Origin of the sequence: Laceyella sacchari, assembly GCF_004343255.1 — a bacterium.
GTDB lineage: Bacteria > Bacillota > Bacilli > Thermoactinomycetales > Thermoactinomycetaceae > Laceyella > Laceyella sacchari.
Map to the genome: position 1 here is coordinate 1,460,880 of NZ_SMDD01000001.1, position 17,765 is coordinate 1,478,644.

Annotated in this window: 14 protein-coding genes; all 14 read right to left on the minus strand. The window is 48.6% G+C overall.

The features are described from left to right. Positions 1-62: 62 nt before the first annotated feature. The gene (locus EDC32_RS06990) at positions 63-1,496 is read right to left on the minus strand and encodes a helix-turn-helix domain-containing protein (protein WP_158283261.1); all 1,434 of its coding nucleotides are present in this window, start codon (positions 1,494-1,496) and stop codon (positions 63-65) included. 370 nt (positions 1,497-1,866) lie between these two features. Continuing rightward, a complete protein-coding gene (locus tag EDC32_RS06995; protein WP_158283262.1) occupies positions 1,867-2,961 on the minus strand; it encodes a helix-turn-helix domain-containing protein in 1,095 nt (364 codons plus the stop codon). Between the two features lie 26 nt (positions 2,962-2,987). Further along, positions 2,988-4,205, minus strand: coding sequence for a helix-turn-helix domain-containing protein (locus tag EDC32_RS07000; RefSeq protein ID WP_132220814.1), 1,218 nt, complete (start codon positions 4,203-4,205; stop codon positions 2,988-2,990). Positions 4,206-4,226: 21 nt separating this feature from the next. Then, positions 4,227-4,991: a DUF3388 domain-containing protein gene (locus EDC32_RS07005; protein ID WP_102992628.1), complete on the minus strand. Its 765-nt coding sequence runs from the start codon at positions 4,989-4,991 to the stop codon at positions 4,227-4,229. 174 nt (positions 4,992-5,165) lie between these two features. Beyond that, positions 5,166-5,417, minus strand: coding sequence for a DUF3243 domain-containing protein (locus EDC32_RS07010; RefSeq protein ID WP_022737596.1), 252 nt, complete (start codon positions 5,415-5,417; stop codon positions 5,166-5,168). Positions 5,418-5,491: 74 nt separating this feature from the next. After that, positions 5,492-6,244 carry an elongation factor P 5-aminopentanone reductase gene (gene ymfI, locus EDC32_RS07015; RefSeq protein ID WP_132220816.1) on the minus strand — a complete coding sequence of 251 codons (753 nt, stop codon included), beginning with the start codon at positions 6,242-6,244 and terminating at the stop codon, positions 5,492-5,494. 53 nt (positions 6,245-6,297) lie between these two features. Further along, entirely contained in the window at positions 6,298-7,590 is a 1,293-nt protein-coding gene (gene yfmH, locus EDC32_RS07020) for an EF-P 5-aminopentanol modification-associated protein YfmH (RefSeq protein WP_132220818.1), read from the minus strand. Then, positions 7,577-8,875, minus strand: coding sequence for an EF-P 5-aminopentanol modification-associated protein YfmF (gene yfmF, locus EDC32_RS07025; RefSeq protein WP_022737593.1), 1,299 nt, complete (start codon positions 8,873-8,875; stop codon positions 7,577-7,579). The genes yfmH and yfmF overlap by 14 nt, the downstream gene beginning before the upstream one ends. A 148-nt stretch (positions 8,876-9,023) precedes the next feature. Then, the gene (locus tag EDC32_RS07030) at positions 9,024-10,061 is read right to left on the minus strand and encodes a BMP family lipoprotein (protein ID WP_132220820.1); all 1,038 of its coding nucleotides are present in this window, start codon (positions 10,059-10,061) and stop codon (positions 9,024-9,026) included. A 99-nt stretch (positions 10,062-10,160) separates the two neighbouring features. After that, positions 10,161-11,096: an ABC transporter permease gene (locus EDC32_RS07035; RefSeq protein WP_022737591.1), complete on the minus strand. Its 936-nt coding sequence runs from the start codon at positions 11,094-11,096 to the stop codon at positions 10,161-10,163. Beyond that, the gene (locus tag EDC32_RS07040) at positions 11,089-12,159 is read right to left on the minus strand and encodes an ABC transporter permease (protein WP_132220822.1); all 1,071 of its coding nucleotides are present in this window, start codon (positions 12,157-12,159) and stop codon (positions 11,089-11,091) included. Before EDC32_RS07040 ends, EDC32_RS07035 begins: the two co-directional genes overlap by 8 nt. After that, positions 12,156-13,667 (minus strand): ABC transporter ATP-binding protein, encoded by a 1,512-nt coding sequence (locus EDC32_RS07045; RefSeq protein WP_132221007.1) that lies wholly within the window; start codon positions 13,665-13,667, stop codon positions 12,156-12,158. The genes EDC32_RS07040 and EDC32_RS07045 overlap by 4 nt, the downstream gene beginning before the upstream one ends. A 327-nt stretch (positions 13,668-13,994) precedes the next feature. Beyond that, positions 13,995-15,023, minus strand: coding sequence for a BMP family lipoprotein (locus EDC32_RS07050; RefSeq protein ID WP_132220824.1), 1,029 nt, complete (start codon positions 15,021-15,023; stop codon positions 13,995-13,997). A 167-nt stretch (positions 15,024-15,190) separates the two neighbouring features. Continuing rightward, a complete protein-coding gene (locus tag EDC32_RS07055) occupies positions 15,191-17,548 on the minus strand; it encodes an FtsK/SpoIIIE family DNA translocase (RefSeq protein ID WP_132220826.1) in 2,358 nt (785 codons plus the stop codon). Positions 17,549-17,765 lie beyond the last annotated feature (217 nt).

A 17,765-nucleotide genomic window follows, 5' to 3' on the forward strand; every position in this document is an offset into this window, starting at 1 on the left:
AGCTCACAGGGGAAAGATTCGTCAAAAAAGCAAGCCTGTGAGTGGTTAGGCTTGCTTTTTCACTATTGGTTATTATCTTGTTTGAGATGAATGAACGTCGCCGATTTCTGCACTGATTCTCCATTGACTGTCACTTTGGCATTGTCCGGTTTGTTGAGATAGATGTAGATGTCAGGACTCTGTGAAAAGTCATGCTTGTAAGTGAACGTATTGCCCGCACTCACTCTTACATCTTTAAACGGACTCCCATCGGCTCGGTGACGAAGATCAAGTCCCAACTCTCCCAAAGCCTCCACCTTGATCTCCGCCCCCGCTCCACTCACCCGGTAATGGTCGGTTGTCTTTCCGCTGCTGATAAACTTAAGCGTAGTTGTAGGCGAGGGTGTTGGCGTCGGCTCCTGATTTGGCGCCGGCTGTTGGGATTTGGTCTCGCCTGTCGTAATTTGCTCCTTGCTCTTGCTATCTTCATCATCCCCAACAAAGGATGCAACGCCCCAAGCAATTGGAATACACAAAGCCAAACTGGCCGCCGCGATGATCACAGAACGCTTAGGAGCCTTGAATTTCGGCATGGAGACCTTTTTCGGCTTCTTGTTTTTGACGGCGCTTCTGGACAGCGATGGCATTTGTACAGCCTGCTGATCCGTTGGATCGTGTTGCTCCTGCTCTTGGGAAAACGGTTCACGCACCGACGGCAATGGATTGGTGGAGCTTGTATCCACCTTTTTCATTTGGGCGGTGCGCGATAAAATGCTTTTTGGCCCGGTGCTGGTCGGGTTTAATTTTTGGTTGTCCCGCGTCCGCCTTGAAGTCAACGTGTGCGCAAGTGTCGACTCCTGGCTGAGTGGAGTCTCCTCCGGCAGTTGCGGTGCTGTGACTTTAGGCTGATTAAATGTCGTTTGAACATTCCCCGGAATAGTCTGCTCCAACTCTTGTTTTGGGGAAATTGCCTTCATCATACTTGTCGTCCGTTGGTAACCCACATCCCGACGTGCCAGCTCTTTGTCCCTGCGCAACTTGTCGCTTTCCGTGCGCTTCGCGGTCAATGCCGTTTGAGTGTTGATGCGGGATTGAGCAGGTTTTTGGTTGGCTGTTGGCAAACGGAATGCACTCGTCTGTTGTCCAACCGGCTTGTGAACGCCCGTCGCTTGATTGATGGTGGGCAGTTTGCCCGTCAACTGTCCGTTAAACGAGTGCGCTTGGGTCTGCGCTAAATCATTTTCGGTAATGGCTTTGAGAACAGTTGTATTAAAACGTTCCGCCTGTTCCATTTTGCGATATTGTCTCAAAATATGATGAGGTTCAATTTTTACACAATTGGCATATGAGCGAAGGTATGTCCGTACATAGAATGGACTAGGCAATTTATCAAACTCGCCATTTTCGATTGCAATCAAAAAAGATTTTTGAATTTTCGTCTTTTCCTGTAATTGATCGAGGGATAGACCAATCGCTTCGCGGGCTTGTCGAAGATATGAGCCGATTTCGACAGACACCCCAGCCACCTCCTGAAAGGCTGTCAATAAACATGTTCCAACCTTCAATTTGTTTTCACTTAAAATGGTAGATATACTCCCAATGTATCTGCCGATTAGCTAAGACTAAAAGTGAATATATTACTTTTCAGGCACCAGAACATCCATCTCTCGGTTCATGCAGATACGTTTTTACATATGGCTGATTGTATAAAAGCAACTCAATCACTAACCCATACTTTTCAGATTAACAGAAGTTGTTTATCAAAATCAATAACCATTCTTAGTAGATTTATATAACAAAAACACCTAAGAAGGTTGTTTAGAATTTGACTCAAGCATACCACGACCTTTTTCATGTGTCAAAAAAGCTCTCTTATCACAGAGAGCTTCACTTCACAACGGAGATATAAATATCTTTTTCGCTGGAATATTTATTGACGCCAACAGGAAATCCGTTAATATTTACAGAAACGTTTTTAGGTTCTAACAATTTGAGCCAGACCCCAGTCGTAAATGACTGGGTGAATACTTTTTTATCCTCGGTAACCTCACCTTGGACAAACGGCTTGTCTATCTCTTGTTTCCGCACTTCAAATGCGCTACCCGACTCTCTCAACCAACTGATTTTCAACTCCAACTCATGCGCGTTGATCAGTTCATATCGGTCCGGACCCTCAGGCGAGGTGGAGAGAACGGACAAACGCGGTTTGCCCAACGGCTTGTCCGCTTCTTTCACCTGATTTTGCTTCACTGTAAGAGGGGCTTCCTTCGATTTTAATTGTGCTGCGTTTTCTGCCCGGTACCACATAAATGCGATGGTAGCGAGAACCAGCAAAACCGCGCCCACGATCAACATGATTGTATATACCTTACCGAATACGGAGCCTTGCTTCTTTTTTTCCCGCCTCGTATCTCTTCTACGCGGTTGTAGGGGCGGGCTTGCTTGCCTGCGCGGCCCTGCTACCGGCTCAGGCTGAGAAGAAGTGATCCCCAGTTCCTCCGGATCCGGCACATCCGCCGGCATCTGAGGACGCCGCGGCTTGCCCTTGGCCGTGCGCACCAGCGCTGGTTGTTCTACGAGTTCCGCAGATTCTTCTGTCATTTGGCGCAAGTACTTCTCTTGCTCCATGCGGTTCGGGTGGGCAGATGGTGTTGGAGTCATCCGGGTGTTGCCTTGTCTCAGCTGTTGCCTTCCCGCCACTGGTTGTTGTGGCGATCGCCGGTTCATCGACCTCGCACCGGTCGGTGGTTGGGGCCCTGGCTGGTAAAGTTGCAACAATTGTTGTGGATTTTCGCCTACGGCCAAAGCATAAGCACGCACATACGCACGCACATACGCCGGACTGGGAAATTGACTGAAATCCCCCTGCTCCAAAGCAATCAAATATTTTTTCTGAATTCGTGTGGTCGCTTCTACATCTTCAAGCGAAAGCCTCAATAATTCACGCGCTTGTCGTAATCGGTAACCTATTTCATTAGACAAGCTGATCCCTCCCGCCAACTACTTCATCATTTCTTCAATTGCACCCGGTAACTTTTCTCCGTATCTTGAGCTGAGGTGTTGATCGTCTGCCCATTCGCTGTCACTTCCACATTGGATGGGGTGCCCAAGCGGAACCATACCTGATTTTGGTTACCGATCTCCAAAGATTTCTCTTCGCCGACTTTCAAGGTAAATTCTTTCGGGGTGTCTTTGGCCGTTGGGGCAAAGCTGACGGTCGATTCGCCGTCCCTGCCTTTCAATTTCACTTCCAGCTTATTAGCGTTTCGCACATAATACAATTGCCCTTCCAATGGATTGTCGGATGTCCCACCCTCTTCCAGGTAGACCGTGTTCTGCCCATCTGCACGCACGCTATGGTCAACGGAATCGGCCACATTCTTGTCCACATTTCCGCCGGCTGTATTGCTTTCCGGCTGAAACACGGTGAAATACAACGTTCCGCCCACCAGTAACAGCGCTCCAATGGCAGCGGGCAAAACCCATGTGAGGGGCTTTTTATCTTTCCGGCCTTCACTCTTGCTCTCCAAAGCGATCCGGCGCGGTGCCAGCGGTTGGTGTTGCAAGGTTTGCTGCAAGTTCGGCAAATTCGAACGCAGAGTTTGTGTCATTTCAAGCGATGGTGTTGGTTGTTGTGGCTGTGATGGTGGCAATGGTGTGGGCGGCTGTGCCTGAGGCGTCATAGATTGTAGTTGCGGTGGTGTCATCGCCCTCGGTGGCATGGACTGTGCGGCCCTTGGTTGCAAAGGAGTCTGTTGAACATGCCCTCCTTGTTGCATGGAAACCGGCATCACAGAGCGAGTCGTTTGTTGATCTTGTGGTTTTGTCTTTTTGTTTATCGATGATTGCGGCTGTGTTTGGCGCATTGGTTGGCCTTGTGGCAAAGCAAACGAATCTTGCTTTGCTTCACCTGGTTTGATATTGTTTGATCCGAACGTAGCACGCGGTTGTGGAGCCGGTTGCACCGTCGGTTGTGCAGGTTCTTCCGTTTTCCCCAGCACCGTTTTCTCAAAGTAATCCAATAAAGGCCGCGCGTCTAAGCCCAAGCATTTCGCATATGTACGCAAAAATGCTTTGGCATAAAACGGACTTGGCAATTGATCGAAGCGATCATTTTCCAACGCATTCAAATATTCTGTATGAATGTTCGTAGAACTGTTCATTTGCTCGAGCGTGTATCCCTGCCGCTCTCGCGCCTGACGCAAATAAGCTCCAATCCCGGCCATGTTTCCCCCTCCAAACGTTTGTTAAAATCCATCAAATTCTGGTTCCACCACTTCGTACGTAATCTGTTCATCAGGATGATTTCTCAATTCAATAATTGTGTCAAAGTCATCGAGCGTGTATTCCGTCTCTTTGACAAAAATATCTGGATGCTCAATCACTTTGGTTGCTTGCATCCGCAAAATGTCCCTGACCAATTGGTCATGCCGTTCGGTGGCTCTGCGCGTAGACACAATGCCATCGATGATGTACACATGGTTCTCAGACAATTCATCGTGAGCCAACTGACTCCGAACCGTCTGCTTCAGCAAGGTGGATGAAACAAATGTCCACCGTTTATTTGCGCAGACACTGGAAGCCACGATTGACTCTGTTTTCCCCACGCGTGGCATACCCCGCACCCCGACCAGCTGGTGCCCTTCTTTTTTGAACAGCTCTGCCATAAAATCAACAAGCAAGCCTAATTCGTCCCTGGTAAAACGGTAGGTTCGCTTGTCTTCAATGCACCGATCCAAATACCGCCCATGCCGTATGGCCATTCTATCCACCAATTTCGGCGGGCGCAATGCGGTGATCGTGATATTGTCAACACCGAGGAGGATCTGTTTCAATGCTTCAATTTTTTGTTGTTCCTCTGTTCGCAAAAGCATTCCTCGGCGTCTGTTTTCCACACCGTTAATTGTCACAATGTTTATGGAAAGCATACCCAGCAAAGAGGCGAGATCCCCTAGTAGCCCCGGTCGGTTTTTATGAATTTGATATTCCAAATACCATTCCTGAGAACTCATTCCAAAACACCCCTCCACTCCTTCACCGCTTGTCTTTAGAAGGGATTCATATGACTTTTAGTATAGCATAATCCAAATTGAAGGAGGTAGTTTTAAAAATAAACAAATTATGTAGTTATAAAAATAAAACACCTGATATCTACAGGTGTTTTATTTTTATATACGATGCAATAATCACTTATTTGAATCAACTAATTTTACCATTAAATTCGCCATGGTACGTTGCTCATCTTCACTAGCCACACTCCACAAATCGGCTAACAGCCGCTCTTGCTCGTTTTGCGGGTCAACGTCTTTTGCCAAATAGTCACCAATTTGGTAGGCCAATTCGGAAATCGTTTCGCGATCCATGCCCAGCTTCTCCGCTTGATGCACACGATTTGACAAAAACTCTTTCCACTGATCAAAATTTTCCAAGATGGTCATACTTTTCCCTCCTATACCACTCAGCGATTTTATCGCTCTAAGAGTAATATGGGACAAAAACATATTTTTTATGCTTATGTGTACCAACCGCCATTGACCGCAAGCACTTGGCCAGTCACATAACCCGCGTCGCCAGAACACAGGTATTTCACCGCATGGGCCACCTCGTTTGGTGCCCCCAATCTTCCCATCGGGATATCATCAGCCAACGCCTTCTGTTCATCACGGGTTAGTTGCCCATCCAACAACTTCGTGTGAATGGCGCCAGGAGCCACCGCGTTTACTGTGATTCCCGATCGCGCCAATTCTTTAGCGAGGGCTTTCACCATGCCGATCTGCGCTCCCTTGGCGGCAGAATAAAGCACTTCCAGCGCGCCACCCGTCTGGCCCCATATGGATGAGACCGCCACGATCCGCCCATGTTTGCGATTTAACATACTCGGCAACACGACTTGCGCCAAGTGAAAAAACCCCCGCACATGTACATCCATGACGTCATCAAACTCACTCTCCGAATGATCCTGAAAAAAGCCGACCATGCCCTGTCCAGCAGCATGGATAAGAACCGTCGGCGCTCCCAATTGGGAAACAATCGCTTGGTGTGCCTGGTCTACCGAGTCTCTTCTCGCCACGTCATGCCGCACCGCAAAAGCCGGCCTGCCGTATGTTTGACAACGCTCAACAACACATTGTGCTTCAGCCGCGGAATGCAGATATCCGACCGCCACCGCGGCCCCTGCCTCTGCCAACACTTCTGCAACAGCCGCGCCGATCCCTCCGCTCGCTCCGGTAACCCACGCAACTTCCCCTGCCAACTTCACTTCCATCCGTCTATCCCTCCATTTAAAAAGGCGCCCTTTTTCAAGGACGCATACATCTATTATCCCAATGGCCGCACAAGCGACACGGCAAAACGCGACCAATCGATATGTTCTTTCATTCGCTTGTTTACGTCAGCCAGTGTTAACTCCTCCAACATCGGAATGATGCGGAACAAGTCTACCCCTTTGAACTGGTAACTGGTGAATTGATTAGCAATCCACTCAGGAGAATTGAGATAGCGCAAATTGCTACCGATTTTTTTCTTGCGGATGCGATCAAAGGTGTCCTGCGAAATGCCTTGGTCGATTTTCTTCGGCAATTCTTCCCGTAACCGCTCCAACAACCGATCGGGATTCGGTGTATCCCCTCCCATCATCGAAAAGCCAAATCCGCTCTCCAATGAGTAGTCAAATCCGAAGTTATCATCGATCAGACCTTCGTCATACAGGGATTGATATAATTCAGTCGCCGGGCCGATCAAGGCCTCCAGCACGACTTGGGTCGCCAATTCTTGTTTGAGTGCGGCTTCCCCTTCCACTTGGGTCCAAGCTTTGCCCTCTTTGAAACCAAACAAGCACTTGGAAATACCAACGCTCAATTTCATTTCGTTCAGCGGCTGGGCCACCTCGTCCGGCTCTTCATCAAAGAAACGGACGATCTCCGCTTGTTGCTCAAACTGTTTGGCGGCTTGGTTTTCCCTGATCAAGGTCATGGTGCGCTCCGGGTCCACCGCACCGACGACAAATAACAGCATGTTGCTTGGATGATAAAACGTCTCGTAACAGGTGTACAGCAACTCTTTGTTGATTTGTGCAATGGACTCTACTGTGCCTGCGATATCGATTTTCACGGGATGTTTTTGGTACATCGCCTCAATCAGACCAAAATAAGAGCGCCAATCTGGATTGTCATCATACATGCGGATTTCCTGACCGATGATTCCTTTTTCCTTCTCCACATTTTCATCCGTGAAATGGGGTGATTGCACAAAATCGAGCAGAGTGGTCAAATTTTTGTCCACATGGTCGGTGCAAGAAAAGAGATAAGCTGTTCTAGTAAAGCTGGTAAATGCGTTGGCTGAAGCACCCTGGCGTGAAAACTCTTGGAAAACATCTTCACCGGAAGGCTGTTCAAACATCTTGTGCTCCAAAAAGTGGGCAATCCCGTCGGGTACAGAGATTTTCTCCTTGCCGGGCACTTGAAAGGTGTTGTCAACCGAACCGTATTTCGTCGTGAAAGTGGCATACGTCTTGCTGAACCCTTGCTTCGGCAAGATGTACACATGCAATCCATTGGGCAGCTTTTCATAAAACAGGGTTTCTTGGATTTGGGCGAATTCAATTTTTTGCATCAGCATTCCCCTCCTGGTCACGCAGGAAATAAATCGTATCCAATTGCACCTTTTGCGCCACCCGCACGACATCTTCCATGCTGACGCGCTGAATGGCTTGCAGCATCTGCTCCAGCGTTCTTTCTTGCCCAGCCAACACCGATTGGTGATGGAAATGGATCAGCTCGTATGAGCGGTCTTGCTGTTCTTTGTAAGCATTGGTCAATGTCGCTTTGGTTTGTTCCAATTCTTGTTGGTCGATCCGTCCCTGACGCATGGCTTCCAATTGTTCTTTGATGATATCGACCGCTCGTTGGTAATTGCCGATTTCGATGCCGGATTGGATCATCAACAAGCCTTTGAGGCTTTCCAGTCGGGAAGAGCAGTAGTACGCCAGACTGGCCTTTTCACGCACATTGCGGAAAAGCTTAGAGTGCGGGAACCCACCCAAAATCCCGTTGTAGACAACCAGTGCCGGATAGTCGTTTGAAGTGATCTCCGTTTGTGTACGGCAACCGATGTTTAATTTGCCTTGTTTGACATTGAGCCGATCGACAACCACCTTTTCTTCCTTCACTTCGCGGACGACGGGGGCGAGTGTATATGTCTTGCGTTGCCCAGTAGCCTGCGAGGCCAAGCGGTCACGCAACAGTTCGACAACCTGTTCTGTTGAAACATTGCCCACGCAGTACAGGTCAATGGGGCAGGTTTGAATCACATCCTGATAATATGTATAAAGTTCGGTCGCCCCCAATTGCTCCAAATCAGCTAGCCGTCCGTGAGTAAACAAGGCGTAGGGTTCACCTTTGCACATCTCTTCTACCATGCGCTGAGCGGCATAGCGGATTTTGTCGTCTTGCAAGCTCTCGATTTTTTGCTTGAGGTTCTTCTTTTCAGCTTCCACATAAGAAGCTTTAAACCCATTTCCTTCGGTTGCCGGGGCAAACAACACTTCGGTGAAAAAGGACAGCCCTTCTTCCAAAAGCGCCGGCTTGTCCTGCAAATACCGCTCATTGGCGATTTCCAGACCAAATTCCATCAGGTGGCGTTCCCCTCGTTTGGACACGTCGCCAAACAGGATGGCTCCGTACAGATCATCCAGCTTCCTTTTCAATTGGATCGTGGTGGGGGTCGATTGTGTACCCCGTTGCAACACTGCCGGCAACAGCGCGGTTTTGGTTACGGTTTCCGGCTTAAGTTCTTGTCCGATATAAGCTACAAACGTGGTCGTTTTAAACTTGGTGCTTGGTAAGACATGCACTTGGATATTTCCAATCGAAACGGTTTCAAAATGGTTATTGGCCACGTTGACACCTCTCCTTTAATGTGCCGATGTATTAACATTATAGACTAATTCCAACTGAATGGAAACGATAACCACTTTTTCGGATGAATTCCCTATCAAAAAGCGCTACCGCCCAACGGCTCGTTCACAGCAGTTGGGCGGCGCCGTTTTAACTCTGCATGAATTGCTTCAGATCAGCTTCTGTGGCAGGAACAATCAGTTCTTTATTGGCCACTTTTTGTTTGAATTCATCCACCCGTTTGAGCACGTCAGGCTTGACATGTTTGGTAGTGGTTGGGGCATAGTCCACCCCGTTTTCCTTTAAGCCGAATTGTAACAATGTGCCTGCTTTGTGCTTCTTCTGTTGCTGTGCTTTCATCACGTTGAAAACAGCCACATCCACTCTCTTCACCATCGAGCTCAACGTGTGATCTGGAGCCAAGCGACTCTGATCCATGTCCACTCCGATAGCCCAATATTTTCCCTTTTCCCGTGTCTTTACTTCGTCAAACAACCCTTTTCCAACACCGCCGGCCGCATGATAAATGATATCAGCCCCACCATCGTACATCGCTTTGGCCAGCGACCGCCCTTTGGTGGCATCATTAAAGCTTTCAGCGTACGCTACTTGCACTTTCACTTTGGGATTTGCCGCATGGACACCAGCTCGATACCCCACTTCAAACTTTTTGATAAGTGGGGAGCTAATCCCGCCAATAAAGCCGACTTTTCCTGTCTTGGTGCTCAAACCGGCGATCATTCCCATCAAAAATGAGCCTTCTTCTTCCTTGAAGGTGACTGCGGTAACATTTTTGGGAATCTTGCCGCCCATATCGCTGTCCACGATCCCAAACTGAGCATTTGGAAATTGATTTGCCACATCAGCAATGGCTTTTTCAATCTTAAAACCGACACCCCATATCATGTCGCGGTTTTCCCTGGCAAATTTGGTCAAGTTGGGCACATAATCTTCATCCCGTTTTGACTCAAGTGCCTTGATATCTATGCCTAACTCCTTTTGTGCCCGTTTTAAGCCAGCGTATGTGATCTGGTTGAATGATTCATCGTTCAAACCACCCGTGTCCGTCACCATCCCGGCGGAGAAATCGCCTTTCGCTTTTTGGTTGGCGTTTCCGCCCCCTGCACACGCGGACAGCAAGAAAACACAGCAAGCCAGCAATAACGAAGCCCAGCTCATCCGTTTCATGATGATCCTCCTTTGTTTTGATCTGGATGAACTTAGTATGAGCCTGAGCAAATAAAAAAAACCTCAGCCAAAGAATTGGCTAAGGTCTTTTGATGAGGATTAACGGCTTCCTTTTTCGTATGGTTTCCCAACTGCGGCAGGCGCTTCCGCCCGGCCTACGAAGCCGGCCAACGCCAGGATGGTCAACACATAAGGCAACATGCTCAGCACTTCACTGGGCACGTATTTCGTTACATTAAACAGCTGGCCTGTCAAGGTCAACGCTACGGCAAAACCAAAGAACGTTGCCGCCCCCAGTACCCCAAACGGACGCCACTTACCGAAAATCAGCGCGGCCAAAGCAATAAACCCTTGACCCGCCACTGTACCTTGGTTGAACTCACTGCCAATGGCAATCGACAATCCAGCTCCCCCTAATGCGGCCAGCGCGCCACTGATCAATACGGCAACATAGCGCATTTTCACCACGGATACGCCCGCTGTCTCCGCTGCATGTGGATGTTCGCCCACCGCGCGCAACCGCATGCCAAAGGTGGTACGGGTAAGCAGATAGTAACTGATCAGTACCACCAAAATCGCGATATACGTAGTAGGCAACGCTTTAAAGAGAGAGGGGCCGATCACAGGAATATCGCTTAAAAACGGAATCGCGATGGCATTCAACTTGTTTTCCACCACCGGGGTTTGTCCGGCACCATCATACAAGTGCTTAACCAAATAAACGGATAACCCTAAAGCCAAAAAGTTGATCGCCACACCGCTAACCACTTGATCCGCTTTGAATGTAATGGAGGCGACAGCGTGCGGCAATGCGAGCAACACCCCGGCAAGAACTGCAAACAGCAGACCCAACCATGGATTACCGGTTGTTAGAGTGGAAACGACCGCGGTGAAGGCACCAATGGTCATCAATCCCTCCAACCCGATATTGACAACACCGGATCGCTCAGAGTACAGGCCACCCATCCCGGCCAAAATCAACGGGGTGGCATAAATGACAGTTGTTGATAATATGTTGGTCAACGTATCAAGCACGCTTGTCCCCCCCTTTATTCCGGCTGAATTTGCCCATGAGTCGGCCGGTCACATTGGCAGCTACAAACAAGATGATTGCGGCAAACACTACCCGAATGACTTCAAATGGCACCCCGGCTTCAAACTGCATGTTTCCGCCGCCATATGTGAGGATACCAAACAGCACAGAAGCCAATACGACACCTAGTGGAGTGCTGGCACCCAACAAGGCTACCGCAATGCCATCAAACCCAATACCTGTGAAGGCAGGTTGAATCGCCAGATAACCGCTTGTACCCAATGCTTCGCCCGCGCCGGCCAAACCGGCAAACGCACCACTGAACATCATGGACAAAATGATGTTGCGTTTAACGCTCATGCCAGCGTATTCTGCTGCCAGCGGATTATGTCCAACCGCGCGCAATTCATATCCCAACCGGGTACGCCATACAAGCACATACATAACGAAAGCGGCCAAGATCGCAAGGATAAGTCCAAAATGCAAACGGGCGCCTCCGAACATTTGTGAAACAGCATCAATGCGTAACGAAGCAGAATCCATGATTTTCGGGGTCGAATCGGCCCCATTGGACAACCAGTGGAAAACCAATGCGTTCGACAGGTACAAGGCGATAAAGTTCATCATGATTGAGATGATCACCTCGTGAACCCCGCGCGTTGCCTTCAACAAGCCTGGCACCAAGCCCCATACAGCTCCGGCCAAGCCACCGGCGATCACAGCTACAAAGGCGTGCAAAACAGGTGGCAGATTCAATTTGAGCCCGACGATAATCGCCACCAACTGACCCACGATAAACTGCCCCTCGACACCGATGTTGAACAAGCCCGTCCGAAACGCCAAGGCAACCGCCAATCCAGTCAAGATCAGAGGCGTAATCGTCCGGAGCGTTTCACCCAAGTCGTATGGCTGCACCAACGCACTGACGAATAACGCGTTGTAAGCCGCAATCGGATCATATCCGGCTACCACCATCATGATCGCGCCAATCAACATCCCTAAAAGAATGGACAACAGGGAAGTGATAAAAGTAGATTGTGAATTTATGCGAGACAAGACTTTCATTCCGCCTTCACCTCCTGTTGTTTGACACTGCCGGCCATCAACAAGCCCAATTCTTCTTCGGAGGTGTTTTTCGGATCAACCCAACCGACGATTTTCCCTTCATAAATCACGGCCACCCGATCACTCAATTTCAGGACTTCATCCAGCTCCAAAGAGACCAACAGCACGGCTTTGCCCTTATCTCGTTGTTCGATGATCCGGCGATGGATGAACTCAATCGCCCCCACGTCCAACCCACGGGTCGGTTGGGCCGCGATCAAAAAGTCGGGATTGCGGTCCACTTCCCGAGCGATAATCGCTTTTTGCTGGTTACCTCCGGACAAAGCACGAATAGGCACGTGTTTATCAGGCGTGCGCACGTCAAACTCGCTGATCAATCGCTCCGCGTATAGATCCACTTCTTCTTTTTGTATCAGCCCATTTTTTGAAAACGGCGCTTGGTAGTATGTTTGCAAGACCATGTTTTCACTAACCGAAAAGTCAAGGACAAGCCCGCGTTTGTGACGGTCCTCGGGGATGTGGCCCACGCCTGCTTCGGTCACCTTGCGAGGGCTTGCATTGGTCACATCGTGCCCGCCAAGTCGAATCGTCCCGGCTTTTACCGGACGCAAGCCGGTGATCGCTTCGATCAATTCAGTTTGTCCGTTACCGTCCACACCAGCCAAGCCGACCACTTCACCGGCTCTCACTTGCATGTTCAGCCCGCGAACCACTTCTACGCCGCGATTGTCTTCAACAACCAGATTGGCAATATCCAACACCGTTTGACTTGGATTGGCTTCTGCTTTTTCGATCTCGAAAGAGACCTCCCGGCCAACCATCAACGCGGCTAGTTGATTCTCATCCGTATCTTGCACATCGACCGTCTTGATCACCTTTCCGCGGCGAATCACCGTTACCCGGTCGCAAGTGCTCATAATTTCTTTCAGCTTATGTGTGATGAAGATAATTGTTTTCCCTTCTTTTACAAGGTTCCGCATAATTTCCATCAATTCATTGATCTCTTGCGGAGTCAACACAGCAGTCGGCTCGTCAAAGATCAAAATATCAGCGCCACGGTACAATGTTTTGAGGATTTCCACCCGTTGTTGCATGCCTACGGAAATATCAGATATTTTGGCCGTGGGATCCACCTTGAGATTATAGCGTTCCGACAGACGCCGGATCTCACTTTCCGCTTTTTTTACATCGATGATACCCAACTTGCTCCGTTCATCACCCAGAATGATGTTTTCGGTGACAGTGAATGGTTGGACTAACATAAAGTGTTGGTGAACCATTCCGATTCCAAGCTTATTGGCCATTGTGGGGCCTGTGATGGTAACCGGTTGTTCCTTGATGCGAATTTCACCCTCATCCGGCTGATACAAGCCAAACAGGATGTTCATCAATGTTGACTTTCCAGCTCCATTTTCCCCAAGCAAGGCATGAATCTCACCTTTTTTCACAGTGAGATGAATTTGATCGTTGGCAACGATTCCCGGGAACCGTTTGGTTATTCCTAGCATCTCAACGACGTTCACAGGCTTCCCCCCTTTATAAATAAAAAGGATCGTGTTTTCTCCCCTTGTTTATATCACTTATCTTTCCATTTTAGAATGAGACAACGCTTACAGCAGTATACATGATGCCAAAATCAAAAAAAACGGCGAACCATCTCTCTTCCAAATGAAAGCGGATTAAAACAAGAGGGATTTCTAGTATACATGAGATAATTAGAATAAGGAAGAGATATTTTTATAAATAGATACTATAACCACAGAATTTCAATATGTTTTTCTAATTTGGACATAAAAAAGAGTTGGAGTGTTCCTCCAACTCTTTGCTCCGCCTGATTAGTTCGCTTTAAAGTTTTTTGCTTCTTCAGGCGTGGTTGGCACCTTGATTTCGCCTTTGATGATTTTTTGTTGGAACTCTTCCACTTTTTTTACTACATCGTCACTGATGTGTTTGCTTTTCACAAAGCTTACGCCGCCTTCTTTCAAGCCAAACTCTTTTTGCTCGCCGCCTTTGAGTTTTCCTTCTTTCAATTCTTTGATCACATCAAACACGGCAACATCCACTTTTTTGATCATGGAAGTCAAGGTGTGTTCCGGTGCCAGCTTGGATTGGTCCATGTCAACACCGATAGCCCAGAATTTGCCTTGTTCACGCACTTTCACTTCATCAAACAGTCCTTTGCCCACACCACCGGAAGCATGGTAAATGATGTCAACGTTTCCGTTGTACATGGACTGAGCCAAAGAACGACCTTTCGTCGCGTCGGTGAAGCTTTCAGCATAAGCAACCTGTACTTCCGCATTAGGATTTACCGCTTTCACCCCTGCGATGAAACCAGCTTCAAACTTTTTGATCAAAGGAGAGGTCATTCCGCCGATAAAGCCAACTTTATTTGTTTTCGTCGTCAGACCAGCAATCGCCCCGACAAGGAAGGAACCTTCTTCTTCTTTAAAGGTTACTGCCGTTACATTCTTCGGAATATTTCCGCCCAAATTGTCGTCCACAATGCCAAAGTGTACGTTTTGAAATTGGTTAGCCACTTCTGGGATCGCTTTGTTAAACTTAAAGCCAATGCCCCAAGTGATATTGCGGCCTTCACGGGCAAATTTGGTCAAGTTAGGAACATAGTCTTCGTCACGTTTGGATTCTAGAGCCTTGATATCCGTGCTCAATTCTTTTTGGGAACGTTCAATGCCGGACCAAGCGCTTTGGTTGAATGACTCGTCATTCAAACCTCCCGTATCCGTTACCATGCCTACCGAAAATCCTTTGCCACCAGCTTGTCCTGCATTTTGACCGGAACAACCGACCAAAGAGACAGCCAGGACACCCGCCAACACGGCAGCCCATGCTTTTCTTACCATTTCCATTTTCCCCCTTGCAGCAACAAATCGCTTGTAGTGCCAAGCTTCATCTGACGCAAAAAACCCCCCTCTAACCAATACAGAAAAAATACGTATCAATCCAGAGGAATTCTATATTTTTGATAAAAACATTATTTGGATGTCAAATAAAGCTTCGCCCATAAATGTTATACCATGGGTTTACTTATTTGGCTACTGTTTTGTTTTTGTTCATATTGTTCTTTCGTCATTAACACTTCGCGCGGTTTGCTGCCTTCATAGGGACCGATCAGACCGTCTCCTTCCATCATATCGATCAGGCGCGCAGCCCGAGTGTATCCAACCCGCAAGCGGCGTTGCAGAAGGGAAGCTGAAGCCGACTGTGATTCCAACACAATCTGAACCGCTTGCGGATAAAGCTCGTCAGTCATATCCTGCGTCTGATTCTCACCCGCCTGCGGAATCATCTCTTCTTGGTAATGGGGTTCCTGCTGACCTTTTACGAACTTCACCACTGCCTCCACCTCTTCATCTGTGACAAAAGCCCCTTGAATCCGAATCGGTTTGGAGGCACCGGTTGGCAAATACAACATATCCCCTCGACCCAATAACTTTTCAGCGCCGCCCATGTCGAGAATGGTTCGCGAGTCAGCTTGTGAGGAAACAGCAAAGGCGATCCGGGAAGGGATATTCGCTTTAATCACACCCGTGATAACATCGACGGACGGACGTTGCGTGGCAATGATCAAATGAATCCCCGCGGCACGGGCCATTTGTGCCAAGCGGCAAATCGCGTCTTCCACATCGGATGGCGCAACCATCATCAAATCCGCCAACTCATCGACAATGACCACAATATAGGGCAACGGCTCTCTTCCATTCTCTTTCCGTTCTGCGACCATCTGGTTATACCGTTCAATATCACGCGCTCCCATCTTGGCGAACAGCTCATATCGCTTCTCCATCTCGGCCACCACTTTTTTGAGAGCGACAGCTGCTTTGCGCGGCTCCGTCACCACGGGCACCAACAGATGAGGAATACCGTTGTACACGTTTAACTCAACCATTTTGGGGTCAATCATCAGGAGCTTCACTTCGTCTGGACGCGCCTTGTAGAGCAAACTGACAACGATGCCGTTAATACAAACACTTTTACCCGAACCGGTCGCCCCCGCGATCAGCAAATGGGGCATTTTCGCCAAGCTGTCCACCTTGGGCTCACCATAAATATCTCGTCCTAAAGCAATACTCAGCTTGGATTGGTTGTCTTGGTATGGCAAACTTTCTATCACATCACGCAACCCGACTTTGGCGACTTCGGGATTGGGGACTTCAATCCCCACCGCGGATTTACCGGGAATAGGCGCTTCAATACGAATATCTTGAGCTGCCAAAGCCAATGCGATGTCATCTGCCAGATTGACGATCCGGCTCACTTTCACTCCTGTCTCCGGCTGAATCTCATACCGCGTCACAGCCGGCCCCCGATGAATTCCGATCACATTGGCCTTTACACCGAAACTCTTCAACTTTTCGACCAGGATTTTGGCGTTTTCCTGATAATCCCCTTGATTCAGCTGATGTTTCCGTTTGAATTTGGTGAGCAATGAAAGCGGAGGCAACCGGTATTCTGCCGGCGTGTGCGACTGGAACCGGACCACCAACTCTTCCTCTTTGACCGGTTCAGCTGAACCAGCCGCCTGGACTGGGACATCTTGGCGAGGAGTTGATCCTTCTTCTGTCTTGAGCTGAAGCTGCAACTGCTTCGGCTTCATGTCATCTCCTGCTTCTTTCTGGTAAGCATGATCGGCGAAATCATAAATGATCGGTTCGACGATCGGCTCATTGCTAACACCTTGCTCGGCATCCTCCCGCCGTCGTGACGAGGCAGGCGCTTTGTGCCGCTTTTGCTGGCGGCGAGCTTGTTTAGCTACATATCCACGCAGCCATTCAATCAGGCTTCGTTTCACTTTTTTCTTCATCTTCTTGATCCAGCCCTTGGTCTTCTTAAACGCCTTTACATACGAAAAATCAGCGATCAAGAGAAGCCCGCTCAGCACGAATGCCCCCAGCACAATCAATGTGCCTGTGTCAGCAAACAAAAACCGCAACAGAGCGTAGAGGACAGCACCCACCATGCCACTGCCAATGTCTTGGGGAACGGCGGAAGTCCGCTCATCCAACAACAGGTACCACGTGGCGTCGACAATGCCTTGTTTGGTCTGCAAAGTGTGGAAGGTGAGATAATGGTTATAAGCCAGCAGTGACAAAAACACCAACAACACGCCCGTCATTCGCGGCGACCAGCGTTGTGGCCATTTCCGATTGATCATTACGTACACTGCCAGCCAGATGCCGATGATCGGCACAACAAAATCCCAAGTTCCTACAATAAACCGTGCCAAATACGTCAGGTTTCGCCCGATGGCGCCATAACTTGCCATAGTGATAAAAGATAAGGCCAAAAGGGTGATGCCGTAAATTTCGAATAATATTTCACGCTTTAGTTGTTCAGGTTGCTTCTTTTTTTTCTTTCTCCTTGCCATTTCGATCACCTTTCACTTAGCCATCGCTTTCCATTATAACATGGAAAAGCTCACCAGCAGGATTTCTTCTCTTGACATTTCTGATTTATCTGTTCTTTTCACCCCCGGCTGGTCGGCGAATGATCTCACCTTACAAAATTTCCTATCGACATGCCCATTCCCTGCCCACCGAAAAAGCGAAAAATAAAAAAACCCTCGTTCGGGTGTTCGGATAGGG